Source organism: Fortiea contorta PCC 7126 (assembly GCF_000332295.1).
GTDB classification, from domain to species: domain Bacteria; phylum Cyanobacteriota; class Cyanobacteriia; order Cyanobacteriales; family Nostocaceae; genus Fortiea; species Fortiea contorta.
The window spans coordinates 2,765,433-2,786,875 of the sequence record NZ_KB235930.1 but is presented as its reverse complement, the minus strand read 5'-3'; the positions used below and the strand labels follow the sequence as shown (position 1 = coordinate 2,786,875).

Annotated in this window: 20 protein-coding genes; 5 read left to right on the top strand and 15 right to left on the bottom strand. The window is 42.6% G+C overall.

Annotated elements, in window-relative coordinates:
• Nucleotides 1–79: 79 nt before the first annotated feature.
• The 6 genes from trmFO to MIC7126_RS0112895 form a co-directional block, all read right to left on the bottom strand.
• Nucleotides 80–1,396, bottom strand: coding sequence for an FADH(2)-oxidizing methylenetetrahydrofolate--tRNA-(uracil(54)-C(5))-methyltransferase TrmFO (gene trmFO, locus MIC7126_RS0112920; protein WP_017653577.1), 1,317 nt, complete (start codon nucleotides 1,394–1,396; stop codon nucleotides 80–82).
• An 81-nt stretch (nucleotides 1,397–1,477) separates the two neighbouring features.
• Complete coding sequence (locus MIC7126_RS0112915) at nucleotides 1,478–3,127, bottom strand: GMC oxidoreductase (protein WP_017653576.1); 1,650 nt, start codon at nucleotides 3,125–3,127, stop codon at nucleotides 1,478–1,480.
• A gap of 175 nt (nucleotides 3,128–3,302) precedes the next feature.
• The gene (locus MIC7126_RS0112910) at nucleotides 3,303–4,478 is read right to left on the bottom strand and encodes a glycosyltransferase (protein WP_017653575.1); all 1,176 of its coding nucleotides are present in this window, start codon (nucleotides 4,476–4,478) and stop codon (nucleotides 3,303–3,305) included.
• Nucleotides 4,479–5,123: 645 nt separating this feature from the next.
• Nucleotides 5,124–5,435: a glutathione S-transferase C-terminal domain-containing protein gene (locus MIC7126_RS27550; RefSeq protein ID WP_017653574.1), complete on the bottom strand. Its 312-nt coding sequence runs from the start codon at nucleotides 5,433–5,435 to the stop codon at nucleotides 5,124–5,126.
• 169 nt (nucleotides 5,436–5,604) lie between these two features.
• Complete coding sequence (locus MIC7126_RS0112900) at nucleotides 5,605–6,201, bottom strand: TetR/AcrR family transcriptional regulator (RefSeq protein WP_017653573.1); 597 nt, start codon at nucleotides 6,199–6,201, stop codon at nucleotides 5,605–5,607.
• Between the two features lie 160 nt (nucleotides 6,202–6,361).
• Nucleotides 6,362–7,516 (bottom strand): iron-containing alcohol dehydrogenase, encoded by a 1,155-nt coding sequence (locus MIC7126_RS0112895; RefSeq protein WP_017653572.1) that lies wholly within the window; start codon nucleotides 7,514–7,516, stop codon nucleotides 6,362–6,364.
• Nucleotides 7,517–7,793: 277 nt separating this feature from the next.
• Here MIC7126_RS0112895 and MIC7126_RS0112890 point away from each other — a divergent pair, with 277 nt between their 5' ends.
• On the top strand, nucleotides 7,794–8,057 hold the full coding sequence (locus MIC7126_RS0112890; protein ID WP_017653571.1) for an AbrB/MazE/SpoVT family DNA-binding domain-containing protein: 264 nt from the start codon (nucleotides 7,794–7,796) through the stop codon (nucleotides 8,055–8,057).
• A complete protein-coding gene (locus MIC7126_RS0112885; protein ID WP_017653570.1) occupies nucleotides 8,044–8,433 on the top strand; it encodes a type II toxin-antitoxin system VapC family toxin in 390 nt (129 codons plus the stop codon). The genes MIC7126_RS0112890 and MIC7126_RS0112885 overlap by 14 nt, the downstream gene beginning before the upstream one ends.
• Nucleotides 8,434–8,549: 116 nt before the next feature.
• On the opposite strand, the gene MIC7126_RS30445 is transcribed toward MIC7126_RS0112885, so the two are convergent.
• The 4 genes from MIC7126_RS30445 to MIC7126_RS0112870 form a co-directional block, all read right to left on the bottom strand.
• Complete coding sequence (locus MIC7126_RS30445; RefSeq protein ID WP_154655891.1) at nucleotides 8,550–8,786, bottom strand: hypothetical protein; 237 nt, start codon at nucleotides 8,784–8,786, stop codon at nucleotides 8,550–8,552.
• Between the two features lie 114 nt (nucleotides 8,787–8,900).
• Complete coding sequence (locus MIC7126_RS27545) at nucleotides 8,901–9,740, bottom strand: PEP-CTERM sorting domain-containing protein (RefSeq protein WP_017653569.1); 840 nt, start codon at nucleotides 9,738–9,740, stop codon at nucleotides 8,901–8,903.
• A 516-nt stretch (nucleotides 9,741–10,256) separates the two neighbouring features.
• Nucleotides 10,257–11,969, bottom strand: coding sequence for a diflavin flavoprotein (locus MIC7126_RS0112875; protein WP_017653568.1), 1,713 nt, complete (start codon nucleotides 11,967–11,969; stop codon nucleotides 10,257–10,259).
• A 198-nt stretch (nucleotides 11,970–12,167) separates the two neighbouring features.
• Nucleotides 12,168–13,907, bottom strand: a complete 1,740-nt coding sequence (locus MIC7126_RS0112870; RefSeq protein WP_017653567.1) for a diflavin flavoprotein — start codon at nucleotides 13,905–13,907, stop codon at nucleotides 12,168–12,170.
• A 690-nt stretch (nucleotides 13,908–14,597) separates the two neighbouring features.
• Between MIC7126_RS0112870 and MIC7126_RS0112865 the strand changes: the two genes are divergently transcribed.
• Complete coding sequence (locus MIC7126_RS0112865) at nucleotides 14,598–15,473, top strand: N-acetylmuramoyl-L-alanine amidase (protein ID WP_017653566.1); 876 nt, start codon at nucleotides 14,598–14,600, stop codon at nucleotides 15,471–15,473.
• 185 nt (nucleotides 15,474–15,658) lie between these two features.
• Here MIC7126_RS0112865 and MIC7126_RS0112860 read toward each other — a convergent pair whose 3' ends face one another.
• The 4 genes from MIC7126_RS0112860 to MIC7126_RS30435 form a co-directional block, all read right to left on the bottom strand.
• Nucleotides 15,659–16,141 carry a cupin domain-containing protein gene (locus tag MIC7126_RS0112860; RefSeq protein WP_017653565.1) on the bottom strand — a complete coding sequence of 161 codons (483 nt, stop codon included), beginning with the start codon at nucleotides 16,139–16,141 and terminating at the stop codon, nucleotides 15,659–15,661.
• 268 nt (nucleotides 16,142–16,409) lie between these two features.
• The gene (gene ribBA / locus MIC7126_RS0112855) at nucleotides 16,410–18,116 is read right to left on the bottom strand and encodes a bifunctional 3,4-dihydroxy-2-butanone-4-phosphate synthase/GTP cyclohydrolase II (RefSeq protein ID WP_051050436.1); all 1,707 of its coding nucleotides are present in this window, start codon (nucleotides 18,114–18,116) and stop codon (nucleotides 16,410–16,412) included.
• 153 nt (nucleotides 18,117–18,269) lie between these two features.
• Entirely contained in the window at nucleotides 18,270–18,707 is a 438-nt protein-coding gene (locus tag MIC7126_RS31685) for a hypothetical protein (protein ID WP_154655889.1), read from the bottom strand.
• A gap of 3 nt (nucleotides 18,708–18,710) precedes the next feature.
• Nucleotides 18,711–18,872 (bottom strand): hypothetical protein, encoded by a 162-nt coding sequence (locus MIC7126_RS30435; protein WP_154655888.1) that lies wholly within the window; start codon nucleotides 18,870–18,872, stop codon nucleotides 18,711–18,713.
• A gap of 76 nt (nucleotides 18,873–18,948) precedes the next feature.
• On the opposite strand from MIC7126_RS30435, the gene argC reads away from it, so the two are divergent.
• Both argC and MIC7126_RS31255 read left to right on the top strand, forming a co-directional pair.
• Nucleotides 18,949–20,007: an N-acetyl-gamma-glutamyl-phosphate reductase gene (argC, locus tag MIC7126_RS0112830; RefSeq protein WP_017653560.1), complete on the top strand. Its 1,059-nt coding sequence runs from the start codon at nucleotides 18,949–18,951 to the stop codon at nucleotides 20,005–20,007.
• Between the two features lie 7 nt (nucleotides 20,008–20,014).
• Complete coding sequence (locus tag MIC7126_RS31255) at nucleotides 20,015–20,167, top strand: hypothetical protein (protein ID WP_169330797.1); 153 nt, start codon at nucleotides 20,015–20,017, stop codon at nucleotides 20,165–20,167.
• On the opposite strand, the gene eno is transcribed toward MIC7126_RS31255, so the two are convergent.
• Nucleotides 20,134–21,423, bottom strand: coding sequence for a phosphopyruvate hydratase (gene eno / locus MIC7126_RS0112825; protein ID WP_026100220.1), 1,290 nt, complete (start codon nucleotides 21,421–21,423; stop codon nucleotides 20,134–20,136). The genes MIC7126_RS31255 and eno overlap by 34 nt on opposite strands.
• Between the last annotated feature and the right edge of the window lie 20 nt (nucleotides 21,424–21,443).

Sequence of the window (21,443 nt, the reverse complement as noted above, 5' to 3'; positions counted from 1 at the left end):
TTGGTAGAGAATTTCAGGTTAATTGATTTATCTTAACGCTCGTTAGAGGGGAGCGATGATTCAGCAACGCCGAAATGGGTTATAAATTTTCAGTTTTCCAATTTGCCAAATCAGCTAAAGAGCGATCGCGGTAACGTCCATAACGCTCTGGTTTACTCTTGATTTTCATCCCCAATTCTGGGAAAATACCAAAGTTGGGAGGCATGGGTTGGAAGTGTTTTGGTGAAGCCGAACTGATAAACTCAAACAATGCGCCCATCATGGTTGTCGGTGGTAAAATTAACGTTTCTTTACCTAAAGCTAACCTAGCTGCATTAATTCCCGCCAAGCAACCACCCGCAGCTGCTGCAGTGTAACCTTCAGTCCCAATTAATTGTCCAGCGGCTAGTAATGTGGGACGCCCTTTAAATTGCAGAGTTGGATACATTAACTGGGGTGCATTAATAAAAGTGTTGCGATGCATAACTCCCAACCGCACAAATTCTGCTGTTTCTAAGCCAGGAATCAGTTGAAAGACTCGCTTTTGTTCACCCCAACGCAGATTTGTTTGAAATCCTACCATGTTCCATAGTTGACCGGCTTTGTCTTCTTGTCGCAACTGTACCACCGCATATGGACGTTCCCCGGTACGACTATCAGACAATCCCACAGGCTTGAGAGGGCCATAACGCATGGTGTCTTCTCCCCGCAATGCTTGTTCTTCGATGGGTAAACAAGCTTCAAAAAATTTCGCTGTTTCTCGTTCAAAATCTTTGAGTTCTGTTTGTTCCGCTGTTCGCAGTTCTTCCCAAAACCGCAGATATTGCTCTTTATTCATGGGACAATTGAGATAGGCTGCTTCTCCTTTGTCATAACGCGATGCCATAAAGGCAATATCTCGATTAATTGATTCTCCCACAACGATCGGACTAGCTGCATCAAAAAAACTCAGGTATTCCATCCCGGTGAAGCGATGCAAATCTGCAGCTAAATCAGGACTAGTTAAAGGCCCAGTTGCTAAGACCACAATTCCTTCAGGAATTGCAGATATTTCACCACGACGGAATGCAATTAACGGGTGTTGAGATAAGGTTGCGGTTAAATCTTCGCCAAATTTACCCCTATCTACAGCCAGAGCACCGCCTGCGGGTACGGCGTGTTCATCTGCTTTTGCCACAATTATAGAACCAAGTTGGCGCAATTCTGCATGTAATAATCCTGTGGCGCGATCGCTAGCCATAGCGCCAAAGGAATTACTGCACACCAATTCTGCTAAATGCTCTGTGTGATGCGCCGGACTAAAGCGATTTGGTCGCATTTCGTGCAAAATTACTGGTATCCCAGCTTGGGCGATTTGCCATGCTGCTTCTGTCCCCGCTAGTCCACCTCCAATTACTTGTATCGGTTGTTTGTCCATAATTCAAGTACTCACCGGGCGTGCATATCATTAAATATAGATGATACAGCCTGGGGCATGGGGAATCTCATCTCTGGTGCTCTATGTCTTCAACACGGCTTTAACATGGTCAGCTAGTCTAATTGCCAGCGCCACAATCGTTAGTGTAGGATTAGCAAAGCCGCCTGTAGGAAATACAGAGCTACCTGCGATAAACAAGTTTGCTACATCGTGCAGTTTGCAATTGCTATCAACCACACCTTGGAGTGGACTATCATGCATCCTTGTGGTTCCCATGTGATGATGGGCGCCTGGATGAATCAATTTTGGTAATTCTCCGTCGCGTTCGATTTGCAGTTCACCAATTCCCGCTTGAGCAAATTCTGCTTTGAGAATTTCCTGCGATCGCTTAATTGTGTCAATATCAATATCATGCCATCGCCAGTGTAATTTTACCTTTTGGCGACCCAAGCGATCGTGCTCATCAGTTAATGTTAATCTGTTATCTGGAAATGGCGCTTGTTCTGTTTGATGCAAAACCTCAAACTCACTAAATCTCCCTGCAATATTGCTCAAGCGCGACCAACCACCCCAAGCCAAACTAGGAAGAAAAGGTTCCTGCTTAGTTAATGCTCCATAAGCAGCAGGTAAAATATAGTCCAGACCAACAATCACATTGCCTATATGTTTGATAGTATCTTTTTTTAGTGTAGGATTGTGAATCAAAGAAAGCAGTGTTTTCAGTGAGTTAACTGCTTTTAATTGCACAGGCTTCGGCACAGGAAAAAGAATCGCACTGATATTGAGTAATTGTTCGCGGCGCATCACCTCTTGTGTTAACCCCAATTTACCCATCACTGGTATATTGTTCACTCGCCGCAAATCATATAAAGCTGTGTTTTTAAAAACATCTGGACTAGCAGGAATCAATTTACCACACTTCACTAAAGGATGATCCATAAAGAATCTGCCTACCAAATCATTTTGATTACCTAGCCCAGCTTTTTGAACTTTATTTGATAGCAAAAGTAGCCGTGCATTCTCAATTCCACCCGCTGCCAAAATAAATATTTTAGCTCGAATCGAAAAATTTTTTCCAGATAAACAAGCTACCCGCAACCGAGTTACAGTTTTAGCTGTGTCATCTGTTTCTATTGACAACAAATTAGCGTGAAGATAAGTAGTAATGTTCTTAGCGCGATGAATTTCCTCCCGATATTCATGGGTGAAAACAGCACGCGGGCCAAACTGAAACATGCTAGTCATCACATGATTTTTAAAAGGTAACTGAGGTGTTTGCTCATTTTGCCAAGATTCAGCATCATAGACAAAAGACCCCAGTTTACAAACTACTTGAGCACGCTCATAAAAAGGATCAAGATGAGATTTATTAAAAGGCCAACCACTATAAGGTAGCCAATCCCGCTTTTCAAAATCTATCGGCTCCAGCGGTAAATGTCTCACTCCAATTTCATTTTTACCGATTCTAATACTCCAACTATTTGCTGTACCACCAAACTGCAAACGGCGTAAATCTGCTAAATTTCCAAAAAGATTTTCTACACTTTCACCTTCAGAAAGCGCCTGAGTATTTTTATCAAAATCTATCCCTCCACTTTCTAACAAACAAACTTGTAAATCTGTATCTGCAAATTCTCTTGCTAAAGTAAGACCTGCTGGGCCAGCACCAACAATACAAACGTCGGTTTCGACAATTTGATCAGATGATAAGTTAAGCGCATCAATTAACATAATTAAAACGAATAAAGGTGACAAATAACAGGTATGTAATACCAAGTAAATAACTGATATACTAAATTCACACGAATGAAAATCTAACAGGAATAAATTAGGAATTATGCCTAAATAAGTCAAAAACCAGAAGCGCTATAATTAAACTTTTATCAATGCATAATTCCTAAAAGTTCTAATTAATCAAAGCTGTTTGTTTTTGATAGCTAGAAGTTGTTGAAGTACTTAATATTTCGTCAGCTAAGTTTTTTAGAACAGCTTTTCGTTCTTGTATTTGTGGAGTTGTATTGAGTCCCACTGTTGCCAAAATTTTCTCCCAACGATATACCCAATCGTGCCTTAATAAAGAATTGACAATATTGTTTGTCCGGATTCTAGCTAAACGCTCAGTTTCGGTATCTAAATCAGCTATGATATCGCCTATATTAGGGCAATCAAAAGGAATTTCAATCACCGCATCTGACCAATCAAAGTTTTCAGCAAAACCCTGACATTTGGGAACTACTCCCAACATAATTGCTCCTCCCGCTGCTCCTTCAAAAAAGCGCGGCCCTACTTCTTCTTGCAAATTACTTTGACCATGTAAATCAAATTTTGCTTTATTGACTATTATGTAGCGACTTCGCTTGACAAAATTAGTGTATAAATGGCGATGATGGCGATAATCAACCATATATAATTCTTTGATAGTATCGTAAACATAAAATAAATTCTTCTGCTCCATCAATTTTAATAAAGAGTTATGCGTCACTGCGGAACGTCGTCCAATGTTCAAAACATCAACAAGGCGATCGCTATCACTAAAATTTGAGTAAAATTTGATGGCGTCTATACCATACGCCAGGGAATGACAAGATTTTTGAATAATGCTAGTAACTCCCTCAATACTAGAGTTAAAGTTCATAAAAATTTGATCAAATTTTTTCAAAAACTGGATTTGTGGTGTCCAATTATCAATATCTTTTGCCCAAATTTCATCTAGCCAACAAACAGCATAACGACACTTTTCTCGCCAGCCTTTGATCGAGTTTAAAACCATAACATCCTGAATTGACTGGCAAAAAAAGAAAAACAAATCATATTCTTTATCTACCTGAATTTTTTGGTTTAATAATGACGAAACCAAATTGCCATTATGTAAAAAATTGGCTGTGGCGTTGGCTAATTTATTAGTAAACTTAAAAACATTAGGATCTAAACTAGGTTGAATTAGATCAACTGCATCGTAACTACGAATAAAATCTTCAAATTCATAAATTGCGGCGCGAGAAACATGACATTTCAAATTTCTCATAGAGACGATTAAAACTCGTGATTCTTGATTTTGTCTAAGAATATTTTTATGGAGCATAAAGTTTACCTTAAAGTAGAAGACAGGTATAAAAATCTGATTACCATACGTTAACTTAAGAATAAAAACTCAACCAGGGTTCACAGGAAGTTTTATTATTAAGTTTTTTAAATCAGTACCTGGATAAAATTAATACGGTTGGGTGAAAATAACTCGCACGACTGATAACTTAACTTCGAGACGTTATCTCAAAAGATTTACACGCACATCAAATATCAAACTAAAAGACTTATCTAAGTACACTGGTATATAGTCTTAACTTTGTTTATTCCTGATCCTCAATTCTTCACAGAAAGAACTAACGTATTGACACGGAGTTAGCTTTATCAAAGCTAGATTTTCTGTGACTTTGTTGCTTAATGAAGTCAGGAGTTATTAAAAGTTTGTGATTTTGAATTTGATGTATATTAACAATAGATGTAAAAAATCAATAATTAATGAGGTATTTGTAAAACTTTTTTAATGACATTGCAAAGCTAATTATAGAGTTCAGTATTGTCACTAATTTAATATGCAATTATTTTATCTCATATCAATTATAAAAAATAATGTTACATATAGATAAGAGCACAACACTGTTGTGCTCCTATGAATATTTTATGCATCACCTGCGATATTTGAGTTTGTAATAATTGATTTTTGCTCTCATCTATTCTGGTATAAACGCAGTACAAAAGCTCCTGCTAAAGTCTCTCGAATAGCATTAATTTCTGATACCATTTTGGCTGGTAGTGTTTGTAAATTCCGGCGCTTTATCGGATGTTCTGGGGGTTGTAACACTGGGGTCGCTAGCGCAGCGAATGTGATATCAGCAGCAGAAAAAGTATCTCCCACTAAATAAGTTCGTCCATCGGCTAACAAAGCGCTGACTTTAGCAAAAATACTCTGGGTTTGTTCGTAAGCTTGGGCGGCAGATTCTGGTGTAACATTAAAGCTTTTTTGCACAACTTTTTGCATCAGACGATGCCCATAAAGTCTATGTCATAAGTTCTGACGGGTATTTTGATCTCAATTTCTAATGGTCTTTGCAAGTTTTGTGTTAATGACATAATTACTTTTTAGCTGATATATCCAACTGTTCGGTCTGAAAAATAATAGAATAAATATCTAACTTATATCTGATAATTTAATCAATTTTAAGTTGACTTTCTAGATATTGATGAAGGTGTTTAATTGCCCTTTGCATGTGAATTCCATCCCCATATAGCTTGCTCATCATGATGGCTCCTTCTAATGTGATGATGATGATAGTTGCAATTTCATCAGCGTCGATTTTTGACTTAATTTCCCCATTTTTAATGCCCTTTTCAATGACATGACAAATTAAGTGTCGCCAAGAATTCATCGCCTGTTGAGCACGATCGCGTAATACTGGATAAGCGTCATCACTCTCCACAGCCGTATTTAGTAAGGGACATCCTCCTTTAATCGGTGGACTATCTAAATAACTACCAGATATATTAATCATCGCTTTCAGGCGGTCTATGGCGTGACGCTGGCTGCGTAATGCGGTTCTGGTGCGCTGACTGACACAGGCGATCGCATATTCAAAAGCTAAGAGTGCTAGTTCATCTTTACTCTGAAAGTGGTTGTAAATTCCTCCTTTCTGCAAACCTGTAACCCGCATAATATCCGCAATCGACGAGCCAGCATATCCCTGTTGGTTAAACAGTTCGGCTGCTTTTTGGATAATCCTAGCTTTTGTTTCTTGACCTTTAGACATTCAAGGGGTTAGGGATGAATTTTTTTCCTTTTAATTTTCCAAAATATTACCAACCGAATGGTCTGTTTTAAATTATCACGATAAAAAAGGCAAGTCAATTGATACCGGGGAATAGGGAAAAGATCATTAAAAATCTTCCCTAACCCCTAACCTCTAACCTCTAAGCACAAAGAGTTAAAATCTGCTCAACGACTTCGGGATTAACATCTTGGTGTTCACCCAAGGCGACAAAACCGCGCTGTTCAAACCGTTCGATAATCACGGAAATGGTATCTAAACCGACGCCGTAGTCAGATAAGCGAGTGCGTACACCTACTGATTCAAAGAAATTGCGAGTGTTAGCGATCGCTTTTGTTACCCGTTCTTCTTCGCTACCATCAACGATACCCCAAACGCGATCGCCGTATTGTAGCAGCTTTTGCCATTTGCTTGAGCGCTTAATTGTGAGGGTGCTAGGTAGCACAATCGCCAAAGTCTGAGCGTGATCTAAACCGTGGAGTGCTGTCAATTCGTGACCAATCATGTGAGTAGCCCAATCTTGGGGTACACCTGCACCGATGAGTCCATTTAATGCTAAAGTTGCAGCCCACATGACATTAGCGCGGGCGTCGTAGTCTTGGGGATTAGCGAGAGTTTTTGGCCCCTCTTCAATCAGTGTTTGCAGAATTGACTCCGCCCATCGATCTTGCAAAGGCGCATTCACAGGATACGTCAAATACTGCTCCATCACATGGGTATAAGCATCGACAATTCCATTACCAATTTGTCTAGGAGGTAGAGAAAAAGTCGTTTCTGGGTCAAGAACAGAGAACCGAGGAAACACCAAAGGACTGCTGAAATATAGTTTTTCTTGGGTTTCCCACTTAGTAACAACTGAGTTTGTGTTCATTTCCGAACCTGTTGCGGGGAGAGTTAGCACCGCACCAAAAGGCACCGCAGAGGTGACAGGTGCGTTTTTAGCTAAAATATCCCAAGGATCACCGACAAAAGACACCGCAGCCGCGATAAACTTAGTGCCATCGAGCACCGAACCACCACCCACAGATAGGATAAAATCTACACCCTCATTCCGCACCACTTCCACCGCTTTGAGAAGAGTTTCTAGGTGGGGGTTGGGTTCAATACCGCCAAACTCCAACAAATTTCGTCCCGCTAACGCAGATTTCACCTGCTCATAGACGCCGTTGGTTTTAATGCTACCACCGCCGTAGGTAATGAGAATTTTAGCATCAGCGGGAATTTCTGCCGCAATGTTGGCAATTTGACCTTTGCCAAACAGGATTTTCACCGGGTTGCAAAAAGTAAAGTTTTCCATGAGCGACTATACCCAAGACTCGGATTTGACCTTGATCATTGTAATCACTTTTGGTAATCACTTTCGGTAATCACTTTCGCCATGTCTGTGTCCCCACTTATTGCTGATGCTGGATGTAGCACAGGGGTGTCAAAATATTGGAGATGTAACAACATCAAGCGTCGCGTGTATCAAGACCCGCGCAAGTGTCATATTTTTTCCTATAAATTTTCCAGTTTCAAAGGGATATCGATATATAATTCCCACAGAACAATTATATTTTCTGCTGTTCTCAATTATGGAAATCACAAAAATCTCCGATGAAGGACAAGTGATTATTCCCGAATCATTGCGGAAATCTCATGACTGGAAAGCAGGTCAGGAATTAATAGCAATTGACATGGGTGATGGAATTCTTTTTAAACCAAAAAAACATTTTTTACAAACCACATTAGCTGATGTTGCTGGTTGCTTAAAATATCAAGGTACACCAAAAACTCTTGCGGAAATGGATGATGCCATCCGTCAAGGTGTAGAGGAATTATGGCATGGTGGTAGTTGATACTAATATAATCGTGCGGTTTTTGACTCAAGATGATGAATTGCAATATCAAAAAAGCTTAGAGATTTTTCAGACGCAGAATGTTTTTGTGCCCGATACAGTTATTCTGGAAACTGAATGGGTACTTAGATTTGCTTATAAATTTAAGCCCGTCGAGATTTGTGCAGCTTTGAAAAAACTTTTCGGCTTATCTAATGTCCATCTTCATCACGTAAGCTTAATTGCTCAAGCACTGCAATGGCACGAAGCTGGCTTAGATTTTGCGGATGCTTTTCACCTAGCAAATAGTCAGAATTATACTAAATTTTATACTTTTGATGAGAAATTTGTCAAAAGGGCTAGAGGATTAAGTAGTTGTGAAGTTCAACAACCTTAAGACAGTAAAAACGGTAAGGGATAGAGGAATAAAAAAACCATTCTAGTAAAAGGCTGGAACTAGTCAATCATGGGAAAATCCCACAAGCAAACATAAAAATCTCTCTTCCCTGACCCCTAACCTCTATTTTCAAAACAGAAATTGCTTTCGGCTGCGCGAAACACGGAAATGTCACGGCAGAAGTTGCTTTTGGGACGACAGAAGCTGCTTTTGCCTGCGCGAAACACGGAAATGTCGGGACAGATGTTAATTTCGGGACGACAGAAGCTGCTTTTGGCTGCGCGAAACACGGAAATGTCGGGACAGATGTTAATTTCGGGACGACAGAAGCTGCTTTTGCCTGCACGAAACAACGAAACGTCGCGGCACAAGTAAAGATAATTATAGGGGCACAATAATCGTTGTGCCCCTACCTATCTAATTGATATAGTGGAAAATATTCAAGTGAGTGCGATCGCTTGGTGAGATTATCCTACCTTGGTTGTCGCTTTTTGTTGCTGCTTTTGCTTACGGCGCATCGCTACACCCAAACCAGCAGCTGTCATAGTACCTAAGATCGTCAAAGGTTCAGGGACAGGTTGAGCATTAAAAGAGGCTTTGAAAGCTGTGTCATCAACTCCATCTCCTATAAACGTTTGCCAAGCGGTTGTGGTTAGTTGACTAAAATCTGACCCGTTATTTAAAAAGACAAAACCTCCTCCAGGATAGACGTCCTGACCAAGGTAACCTAATGTAGTTGTAGCAAAATTACCATCAAAGAAATTTGAAGCACTTAGGAATGCGACGTACTGTGCACCAGATGTTAAGGCAATCCCCCCTGTATTAAAGGCAAATTCTTGAAACCCTCCTCCAGCACCAGTTGATCTCACTCCACTGTTGTACAAAATAGGACCTTGTGCTTTAGTGCCATCCCACGCTGCTATATAACCTGCAAAATCTACGCCTGGGTTGTTTTTCAAGTAAAAGGTGAAGCTATTAATGATATTATCAGTACCAACAGTAAAAGTCTGCCCATAGGTAGCTGTATCTGGTTCACCAAAACTACTTATTTCGGTGGAGCCGTTCCAACTTGGTGTCGTGTCGATAGTAGCAGCTTGAACAGTACTTACTGTTCCCAAAGTCATGAGCGCTGCTCCAGGTGTAGCTAAACCTACCAATGCAAACGCCATCAAACCGACTTTGCGTATGCGAGATTTGGAAATATCTTCAGCAACACTTGTCTGTTTGGCACTAAAGACGCTTGCAACAATTGATTTTGCCTTGACACTTACATTGTGTAAATTATTTCTTACTTCAAATCCAATCATCAAACCAACGCTCCTCAATAAATAAAGGTTGTTGGTAGATATACCCAGTAACGAAATGTACCAATACTTGGAGTGATTGCCAAATAAAGCTGCAAAGGTAAGAAGCCGTGATCAATATGACTCAGCTTTTAAACTTGCTTTGTTGTTCTATGTGGTTACAACTTTGACTACAGGTACTAGTATTGACTAATAGAACAGCATTGCATATTACTTTCCAGCTATTTCACTGACTTAGTGAGATTTACAGAATCTTAACAAACTATTTTATACATACTTTCTGCCAAGCTGTTACTGGGTAAGCTATGCGAGATATCAGTAAGTGTATTTTTTGACTTCAAAGATAAAGCTTATGTAAATAATTTCCTCAGTAGTGCTAAATAACATGAAGACAGAAGTTAATTCCGGCTGCGTGGAACACTGAATACTCAGATCCCCGACTTCTTCAAGAAGTCGGGGATCTAGATACGTGTGGGGTGGGTTTCGACTCCGCTCAACCCACGTTACAAATGATCATTGCTAATAATGAGTACCAGTTTTGCGGTGGTTGATCGCAGTTACTGCATCAGGTTTGAGCAACTTACCGTTGTCAATTGTTGCATAAACAACCCAGTGATCGCCGCATTCTAAACGCTGACTGACTGAGCATTCCAGAAAAGCGATCGCATCTGTAAATACAATACAGCTATTATCTGCCAGCGCTGTGGAAAAACTGCTGAATCTGTCTTCTCCAGGCGCGAAGGATTTGCGGAAATGTTTGATGTAATCGTGATGATGTCCTTCTTCCAGGATATTCAACGCAAACTTACCCCCTGGATATAATAAAGACTCTATCGCTCTTTCTTTGGCGATCGCTATTGTTAGTCCTGGGGGGTTAAAGGTAGCTTGAGATACCCAAGCGCCGAGCATTCCCGTAGAAACTTCTCCCAGCTTGGCTGTAATCACGCAAACTGAGCCGACAATCCGCCCTACGGCTTGTTCTAAATGAGTAGCAGCTTGTTGTGGTACGCGCACTTTTTTCGCCTTTTTCAATCCTTGAGCAAAATCTGTGCCCACCTCTTCACAATACTTGAGGGTGACATCATCGGGTTTAAACTTCACCTTTAAAGTTTCAAAACCAAACTTGTAACCCGCATCCCGCAGTTTACCTTCAATTAAATCAAAAGCTTCACCACTCCAGCCATAGGAACCAAACACCCCAGCCGGTTTAGTATTATCACCAACCGTCAGCACAATTCCCAAGGCGGTATGAATGGGAGTGGGGGCGTGACCACCAATAGTCGGAGAACCGATAATAAAGCCATCACATTGCTCCACAGTGGCGCGGATTTCGTCGGGGGGTGCGAATTCGCAATTAATTGATTTTACAGCCACTCCGCCCTTAGTTAATCCCAGAGCGATCGCCTGAGCTAAAGTCGCCGTGTTCCCATAAGCTGAAGCATAAAGCAACGCTACGGAAATTTCCCTTGTTCTTTGGGCGTGACTCCAATCAGCATAAGCCTTGGTCAGTTCGATTAAACTGGTACGCACCAAAGGCCCGTGACCAACGCCATACATTCTCACCTGCAAATCCGAGATTTTTTCCAAAGCCGCTTCCACATGTAGCGCATTGGGAGCCATCAAACAGTTGTAATAGTAGCGTTGATCTTCCTTGAACGCTTCCCAATTGTCATCAAAAACCTCATCACCACAAATATGAGCACCAAAAAGCTTATCTGTGTAGAGGACTTGGGTTTGCTGGTCATAGGTACACAACGCTTCCGGCCAACGAGGACTGGGAGTGGGGAGGAATTTTAAAACATGTCCCTTACCTAAATCTAAAGTTTCTTTTCCCCGCATCACTAAAATATTCAAACCTGCTTCTGCGAAAGTGTTGCGCAGATTAGCAGCGCCAGGAAGAGAACACACAAAAGTCAGTTGTGGTGCTAGTTCTAAAAGAGCTTTGTAAGTGGGAACGCGGTTAGGATTAAAATGACCTAAAACTACATAATCTAACCGTCTCACATCTATGGTTTGCTGTAGAGCTTCTAAATAAATTTCTGTGAAGCTTTCCGCAGGTGGGTCAATAATTGCAGTTTTATCACCTTCAATTAAATAGCAATTGGAAGTGGTACCCCTTTCCAGTGCATATTCAATTTCAAACCGCAGACGTGACCAACTACGCGCTCTGAGAACCTTAGTATTTGTCGCAATGGGCAAAACTTGTACGTCACGGGGTTTGGAATTGCTCATAGGAAGTATGAAAGATGAAGTATGAAGTATGAAGGGTGAAGGATGAAGGATGAAGGATGAAGGTAAGAAAGTATGAAGGGTGAAGGGTGAAGGGTGAAGGCTGGTGAAGGATTAAGGCTGAAGGCTAAAATATTACGCTTCATACTTCATACCTCATACTTCATACTTCATACCTCATACTTCATACCTCATCCTTTCTTAGTAATAATTACCTACTTTGCGGTGGCGAACTGCTGTTAATCCGTCGGGTTTGGAGACGCGACCTTCTTGAACGGTGCAGTATAAAATCCAATGGTCACTACACTCGATGCTGCTTTGCACTTCACATTCCATATATGCCAGAGCATCTGTGAGAATGGGAGAACCGTTTTTCGCAGTTTGGGTTCTGACTCCAGCAAATCTGTCAGCACCGGGAAGTAAGCGTTTGAGGAAATGGCGCTTGAGTTCTTGGTAATTTCCTTCTTCCAGGACATTGAGAACGAAGCGATCGCCAATTTGCATGAGAGAATCAATAGCGCGGTCTTTGGCAACAGCAATGGTGAATCCCAAGGGTTGTAAACTCGCTTGACTCACCCAAGACGCTAACATGGCGCTGCTAACATCACCTTTTTTGGTGGTGACAATGTACAGCCCGCTGCTAATGCGTCCCAAGGCTTTTTCCATGTTCACATCTAAAGACTTGATTTGCTTCATGTTGCGTTCCCGCATCAGCGCTTGTCCCAAGTCTGTCCCCGCTTCCGCACACAGTTGATAAGTAGCAGCGGTAGGAGCTTGTTTAATGCGAATGGCGGGAAAGGCTTCTTTCACACCCAAGTCAATGAATTTTCTCCGCAGCGTATCGACGGGTTCATCATCCCCGCCGTAACACTCAAACAGTCCCACGAGTTGCTTATTTTTCGCCACAGCTAGCAGGGAACTAATCCCAGCTTGAGCTCCAGCTGCAGCAGTTGGAGGCATACCAATGATAATTCCCGCCGCTCTCAAAGCCAATTCCTGTACTTCTTGGATATCAGCCGAACTGAGATCGAGAAATTCAATTCCCACGCCAGTTTTTTGGATTCCTTCGCCGATTGCTTCCACTAACTTATCGCTGAAACCATATTCTGAAACATAGAACAAGCCGACGGTGGTTTCCGCTTTAGCTTGTCTTTGGCTCCAAGTTTCATAGCAGCCAGTCAGCACATCGAGATGGTGATAAAGTAATGGCCCGTGACCATTAGCAATCACTTTGATTTTTCCCAGTTCACCCATCCGCTTCATGGCGTTTAACAGCGAGCGAGCGTTGGGGCCCATCAAACAATCGTAATAAAATCTAAAGTCAGCTTCGAGCGCTTCTAAATCTTCATCAAAAGTGCGCTCGTCACAGAAATGCATCCCGAAAGCATCGCAGGTGTAGATGATTTCCGTTTGGCGATCGTAGCTGAAGATGGTGTCTGGCCAGTGGAGATTAGGCGCACTCACGAATTCAATTTCGTGTCCTTTACCAATATCTATGCGATCGCCACTTTTAACAATCCGCTTAGAAAAAGGATCGTGTACTAAGCCTTCCAAAAATTGTAAGGCAATTTTAGACGCTAAAACAGTGGCTCTCGGCGCTAACTGCAATACATCTTCCACCAAACCGCTATGATCTGGCTCTGTGTGGCTAACAATTATGTAATCAATCGCCTTGGGATTAACCAAGCTTTTTAGAGTTTCTAAATACAGATGACGAAACTTCTGATGGGAAGTATCGATTAAAACTGTTTGTTCACCTTGTATTAGATAGGAATTGTAAGTCGTGCCGTTTTGCAGTCCGAATTCGATATCGAAGCGATCGCGATCCCAATCAAGAGAGCGAATCGCCGTCGTATTAGGGGCTATTTCTACAGTTTGTATAGTTAGCCGATGCTGAACGTTCTCTGCGTTGGCATTGCCGGTCGTAGACATCGCTACCATTATTGGTCTCCGAGCGCAAATAAACAATATTGTTTTTCTGCCCTCATTGTGCCTATAAATTTTTTTGGAAGTTGTAATAAAGGTTATTTTTCCTAAAAATCAAGTTGTAGCAATTAATGCTGTTTTTTAGCGTAGTTTATGCTAGAAAATCCCCACTCAAAAACCACATTTTTTATCAGTCATTCACAGCAAAATTTCACTACCTAATATCAAAAACTCCCGTCTCTCACCCCTCGCTTCTCAAATATTGATATTTCTTGGCATAATTTAAAATCCCACACATATCATATACATCTTATGTTGTTTAACAACTTTTCATAACAAATTTACTTGAGCACAATCAACGTCACACAGTAACGTTTGTGTAACACAAGTCATGCTCAACATCAATCCATAGATAGAAGAAAGTCAGAAAGCAATTACTTAACATTCACGGATATACTAGTACGCTACGGTGTAAATAAAGCACCCTTGACAAATCTATGAAAGGCTAGATATACAAGTTTATTAATTTCATACTTCCTTCACCCTTCATACTTCACCCTAGCCTGCAGTCAGCCGCTACTCTCCCTTGAAGGCCCATGCTCCTGCGCCGCATTCTTCAGACTTTATACTTTTTGTACTAGTATCCTTTTTTCAGTAAAATAAAAATATTAAGATTATTTGCAGTAGTATTACTCATATAAAAAAATGAAGTTCGGAGACTGGGCTACCAGAATTATATTAATTTCTCTGTTGCTAATGGCTATGGCCGCAACCTTACTGATTGGTCGAGCGACAAAACTACAAATTCAGACAGCGCAACCAGACCCAGCAATCATCAGCTGGAATCAAAATCCACCGGTGCAATTTCAATCAGCCAAAACTCAAGCCGAAGTATCTGCAAAAACTTCCAAACCTCCCACCAAAACCAATTCGCCCGTAAAAAATAATCAAACTCCAGTCAGGTACAAAACCACCACAGCTTTTGCACAATACAGACCCAGACTGGAAATGGCGACAGTAGACCCCAGTAATTATGGAGAAAGATTTGCTCAAAACGCCAATGGTGTATTTTTCAACAATGAACCAATTGTCGTGATTCATGAAACCAGTAATTCAGCTTCCAGCGCCGTCAACTTTTTTCAAACACCCCATGATGATGAAAGCGTCCAAGCAAGTTATCATTCATTAGTTAAACTTGATGGAACAATTGTTTATTTAGTCCCACCAGACAAACGAGCTTTTGGCGCTGGTGATTCAGTATTTGTCGGCGCTAATGGAATAGAGACTGTGCAGACAAATCCTAATTTACCGCCATCAGTCAACAATTTTGCTTATCATGTCTCTTTAGAAACGCCACCAGACGCTTGGGGGCTTAACAATATTAAAGGTCATAGCGGTTACACAGAACCTCAATATAATTCTCTGGCTTGGTTAATTGCTCAGAGTCAAATCCCCATCGAACGGATTACCACCCACCGGGGAGTAGACCGGTCTGGAAGAAAAGTAGACCCGCTGAGTTTTGATGGCGACAAATTCCTCAACCTACTCCGTTCTTTCCGTCAAGCCATATCAATTAAATAGGAAAAATCAATAACCTGTAGATTTAAAGTCTTTTTGGTTTTGTAGTTCTTTAACTAGAGTGTGCACTTTAGTTGATGGATTAGCGCACTCGTCTTCATTATTCTTTATTTCTGGAACATCCTCTTAAATCATTAACGGATTTTCCTATAGACATACTTGTATATTGAGAAAATGCATTCTACCCGTTATGCCTTTTTACCTGCTACTGGTTCATCTATGTTTTCCATATCGACCAGATTCCACTTTAAACCTTTGCTCCTATATATACGCTTGTGCAAATTTGGATAGTCACCGATATCATGGTCTAGCCTTTGACCAACTACTATACATTTGAATATAGAATTACCTGTGTTTTTCAGCTTGTGCGGCTCACCACCAGCGCGATATCCAATAAAATCTCCTGCTTTAACTGGATAAACGCTTTCTCCAATTGTTGCTTCAGCTTCTCCCTCAAGAATGTATACGCACTCTTCTTCGTGATAGTGCATATGAAGCTCCGTTGATTCACGTCCAGGCTCTACTTCAATGATGTGGAAACCGATATTTTTTAAACCCGTCAAATCTCCTAGAGACTTATTCAATCTGCGAGCATTGGAGTTGAGAAAATGTGTTTTTTCTATTCCTTCATAAGACTCAATCTCTTCTTTGGTGACTAAATACTTTTCCATTTCTTGATATTAAGGTGCTAAGAAAATTTGATGTTGAACAAGCAAGATTTCTAAAGATGAATTAAGACAGAAGTTCAAACAGTTTCAAGGGTTCCATTTCAGCGTATTGCAAGAATTGGGTAGTAGTGACGCTAAACAGACTCAACAATTAACATGTGCTTGCGGGCTTATTTAAGCATACAGGCATAGTAAACAAATAGCTCTAGTTGAAAAACCAGAGCTACACAGCTTTTGAATTCCCTAAAGTTTTTAAGAATCAGGAATTATTTCAACCTTGCTTACTAAAACTGTAGATTTGTTGCGTCTCCAGGCGATCGCATATCGTAGATGGTAATGTATCCAGAGATAACACCTGTCGATCTAGCTGGATTTGGAGATTACTCAACGGGTCGCAACCAGAAGATATCAGGAATTCTAACTGCTGAACATAGGGTAAGGTTGCTAGCTTGTCAAGAATTTGGCAGACTGCTTGCAGGTAAGGATGTCCATGCTGTTGATACCAATCACAGGCTGCAACTTTGGGTTGATCAAAACCTAGGTGTACTGTTAAAGATGGTTGGTCAAAGATAGCGATCGCTAGTGGGCGCGCTTCTTCCTGTAATAATAGATGATGGCTTTTAGCGAAATGGCGCAGTTTTTCTAATCGCTCATAGCGTTTCGTGACTAACTGTGGGTCATCTTCCCATTTAATCGCTACTGTCACCAGATAAGTTTGCAACAGCATGTGACCGAGCTTTTTGGCTTTGGTCGCTAGATAGTAGGAGTTGTGATCATTCGCTTCAATCAACAGCGGGACACGATCAAGTACTTCTAACCCATAACCTTTGACACCAGCAATTTTGCGGGGATTATTGGTAATTAGGCGAATTTTATTTACACCCAAATCCATCAACATTTGCGCCCCCATACCGTAGTCGCGCAGGTCTGCGGGAAAACCCAAGCGCTCGTTCGCTTCTACTGTGTCCAGCCCCATATCCTGCAAGGAATAGGCTTTGAGTTTGTTAATCAAGCCGATTCCCCGCCCTTCTTGTCGCAAGTAAACAACTATACCTTGACCAGCATTTTCAATCATTTTTAATGCTGCTTGTAGTTGCATCCGACAGTCGCAGCGCAAGGAACCCAGCGCATCACCCGTCAAGCATTCTGAGTGCATCCGCACCATCACCGCTTCATCAACAAAATTAGCCGGATCACCCTTGACAATCGCCACGTGTTCTGAGTTATCTACTGTGTGGCGATAAGCGTAGATTTGAAAATGACCGAATTGGGTGGGTAGTTCGGCAATACTTTCGCGGACAACTAGGCGATCGTGTTGTAAGCGATAGCTAATTAAATCGGCAATACTAATAATCTTTAGCTGGTGACGTTTAGCATATTCAATTAATTCTGGCAACCGTGCCATTGAACCATCAGGGTTTTGAATTTCACAAATCACCCCAGCCGGGTATAGCCCAGCTAATCTTGACAAATCCACCGCCGCTTCTGTGTGTCCGGCGCGTTTGAGCACGCCTCCCACCTTAGCTCGAATTGGAAAAATATGACCAGGGCGGCGTAAGTCTGTGGGTTTTGTCGCTGGGTTGAGAGCAATTTGAATAGTCCGCGCTCGGTCTTCAGCAGAAATGCCCGTGGTTACGCCTAATTCTGGACTGGCGTCTATACTTACAGTGAACGCTGTTTGGTTAGTATCTGTAATATTGCTCACCATCAGTGGCAAATCTAATTCATCCAAGCGATCGCCAGTCATCGCCAAACAAATCAGCCCTCTTGCTTCCACCGCCATAAAGTTGATGATATCAGGGGTGGCAAACTGAGCAGCACAAATCAAGTCACCTTCATTCTCTCGATTTTCGTCATCTACCACGACGATGATCCGTCCAGCTTTTAAGTCTGCTAAACCAGCATCAATCGCATCAAATTTAAAGGTTTGGGTGGAGGACTCAGCAACCTGGACTCCTGCTTCTACTTGAGCAACCACCTCATGACTTTGCTCTTGAGAGTTGAGAGGAGTAGGTTGCGACTGCTGACTAGTCTTAGGCTTTGACACAGAGGATTTCCAGCTATAAATAGTAAATTTTTTTAACAATTTCTTATTCTAGATTGTAGCTCCTTTATCGGGCGGAGAATTAGACTAGCAATGATTTGATAATTTTGGGAAGGTGAGGAAGTGTGGGGAGGTGGGGTGGTGGGGAGATGGGGTGGTGGGGAGATGGGGTGGTGGGGAGGTGTGGGAAGTGTGGGAAGTGTGGGAGGTGTGGGTAGGTGTGGGAGGTGTGGGTAGGTGGGGAGATGGGGAAGCTTGAGGTTCCAAGGCTGACACTTGAGGTTCAGAGGCTGACGCTTGAGGTTCCAAGGCTGACGCTTGAGGTTCAGAGGCTGACGCTTGAGGTTCAGAGGCTGACGGCTGACACTTGAGGTTCAAAGGCTGACACTTGAGGTTCAGAGGCTGACACTTGAGGCTTAAAGGCTGACACTTGAGGTTCAAAGGCTGACACTTGAGGTTCAAAGGCTGACACTTGAGGTTCAAAGGCTGACACTTGAGGCTTAAAGGCTGACACTTGAGGCTCAAAGGCTAATGCTTTAATCCCCACCTACCCACACCTCCCACACCTCCCACACCTCCCACACCTCCCACACCTCCCACACTTCCCACACCTCCCACACCTCCCACACCTCCCACACCTCCCACACTTCCCACACCTCCCACACCTCCCACACCTCCCCACCACCCCATTCCCCATTGTCTTGCTCACTGATATGTTGATAGCTAAGAAATAATTCAATAACCTGATGTTAAGGATTTCATTATCATGGGTAAATTCAGACGCGTACCCGTTGGGATTATTGGCGCGTCGGACTATGGCGGTGTTCAGTTAGTGCGACTGCTGATGGATCATCCAGAAGTCGAAGTGGTTTATTTAGGCGGTGAACACAGTGCGGGGAAACTTTTTGTCGATATTTATGCCCATCTGTCCCATGCGGTTAACCTCCCCATAGAGGCGATAGAGCCGGAAACTATTGCTCACCGCTGTGAAGTCGTCTTTCTATCTCTACCCAATGGCGAGGCTTGCAAAATTGCACCAAAACTGTTAGAGAAAGGATGTCAGGTACTGGATTTGAGTGCTGATTATCGGTTTCGAGATTTAGCTACCTACACCACCTGGTATGGAACTCCAAGGAGCGATCGCACTGTTGCAGCCAAAGCAATTTATGGATTACCAGAACTCTACCGCGATCGCATTGCCGAAACACAACTAGTCGGTTGTCCTGGATGCTATCCCACAGCCAGTCTTTTAGCGCTTTTACCACTGTTAAAACAAGGCTTAATCGTCCCAGAAACCGCCATTATAGACGCTAAGTCTGGCCCCTCCTGCGGCAAACGACAAGGCAAAGTCAATTCGTTGCTAGCTGAAGTTGACAACTCTCTAGCAGCTTACGGTGTCGCCCGCCATCGCCATACTCCGGAAATTGAGCAGATTTGCAGTCAAATAGCGGGACATGAAGTCACAGTTCAGTTTACACCCCATATCGTGCCCGCGGTACACGGGGTTTTAGCAACTGTATACGCCACACTCCGCGATCCAGGTCTTGTAGGAGATGATTTAATTACAATTTATACAGCTTTTTATCGTAACTCTCCCTGGGTAAAAGTTTGTGACAACGGCATTTATCCCCAAACCAAATGGGCTAGCGGTAGTAATATTTGTTATATCGGTGTCGAAGTTGACCCCCGTACAGGTCGGGTGATTGTCATCTCAGTCATCGACAACCTGATTAAAGGAAGAGGAGGTCAAGCCATTCAGTGCATGAATATCATGATGGGTTGGGATGAAACCTTGGGGTTGCCTAAATTAGGATTTTATTTGTGAATGGGGCATGAGGTGGTGGGAAGTGTGGGAGGTGTGGAAGGAAGGAGAAGATCGCAAGCGTAAGCATAAATTCTTTTTCTCCCCACACTCCCCATCTCCCCATCCCCCCATCTCCCCACCTAGTCGCTACTTCGGCCCTAAACCAACGGTACCAGCATAAACGGCGCGATCGCCTAATTCATCCTCAATCCTCAGTAAGCGGTTATATTTGGCTACTCGTTCACTGCGACAGAGGGAACCAGTTTTGATTTGACCAGCACGGGTAGCTACGGCTAAATCAGCGATCGTTGTGTCTTCGGTTTCGCCGGAGCGATGGCTAATGACTGACCGGAAACCGTTGCGTGTGGCTAAATCAATGGTTTCTAAGGTTTCGGTGAGGGAACCGATTTGATTGAGCTTAATCAAAATAGCGTTAGCGGCTTTTTGCTCAATACCTTTTTGCAAGCGGGTAGCGTTAGTGACAAACAAATCATCTCCCACCAACTGCACCCGTGAACCTAGCTTTTGCGTGAGCAACTCCCAACTTTGCCAATCTTCTTCATGTAAGCCGTCCTCAATCGACACAATCGGGTATTGGTCAGCTAATTCAGCTAGATAATCAATAAACTCAGTGGGTGCATGAGGTTTACCATCATAGACATATTGCCCATCTTTGTAAAACTCACTAGCAGCGACATCTAAAGCTAAAGCTACTTGTTCCCCTGGTTTGTATCCAGCTTTTTCAATGGCCGCGACTAACAATTCCAAAGCCACTTGGTTAGACTCTAGGTTAGGGGCAAAACCGCCTTCATCACCCACCCCAGTGAGTAAGCCTTTGTCATCCAATACTTTGCTGAGGGTGGCGAACACCTCCGCACCCCACCGCAGTGCTTCTTTAAAGGAAGGTGCTCCAATGGGGACAATCATAAACTCTTGAAAATCAACGTTATTCGCAGCGTGAGCACCACCGTTAATTACGTTCATCAAGGGTACGGGTAACAAATTCGCTAAAGGCCCGCCCAGGTAGCGATATAAGGGAATTCCCAGAGACTCAGCGCCAGCTTTGGCTGCGGCGAGCGAGACTGCCAAGATAGCATTTGCACCCAAGTTAGATTTGTTACCTGAACCATCCAAGGCAATCATGGTTTTATCTAACAGTTCTTGGTTAAGAGCATCCAAGTTTAATAATTTTGGTGCAAGTACTTCCTTGACATTTTCCACTGCCTTGAGTACACCTTTGCCCCCGTAACGACCTTTGTCACCATCCCGCAGTTCATGGGCCTCAAAAGTCCCTGTAGAAGCGCCGCTGGGAACCTGCGCTAATCCCACAGCACCATTGAGCAAATGCACCTCGGCTTCAATTGTCGGTCTACCCCGTGAGTCGAGAATTTCACGAGCAGCGATCGCTTCAATGGCAGTATCTAGAATGTTACTCATCAGTTTTTTCTCCTCTTGTT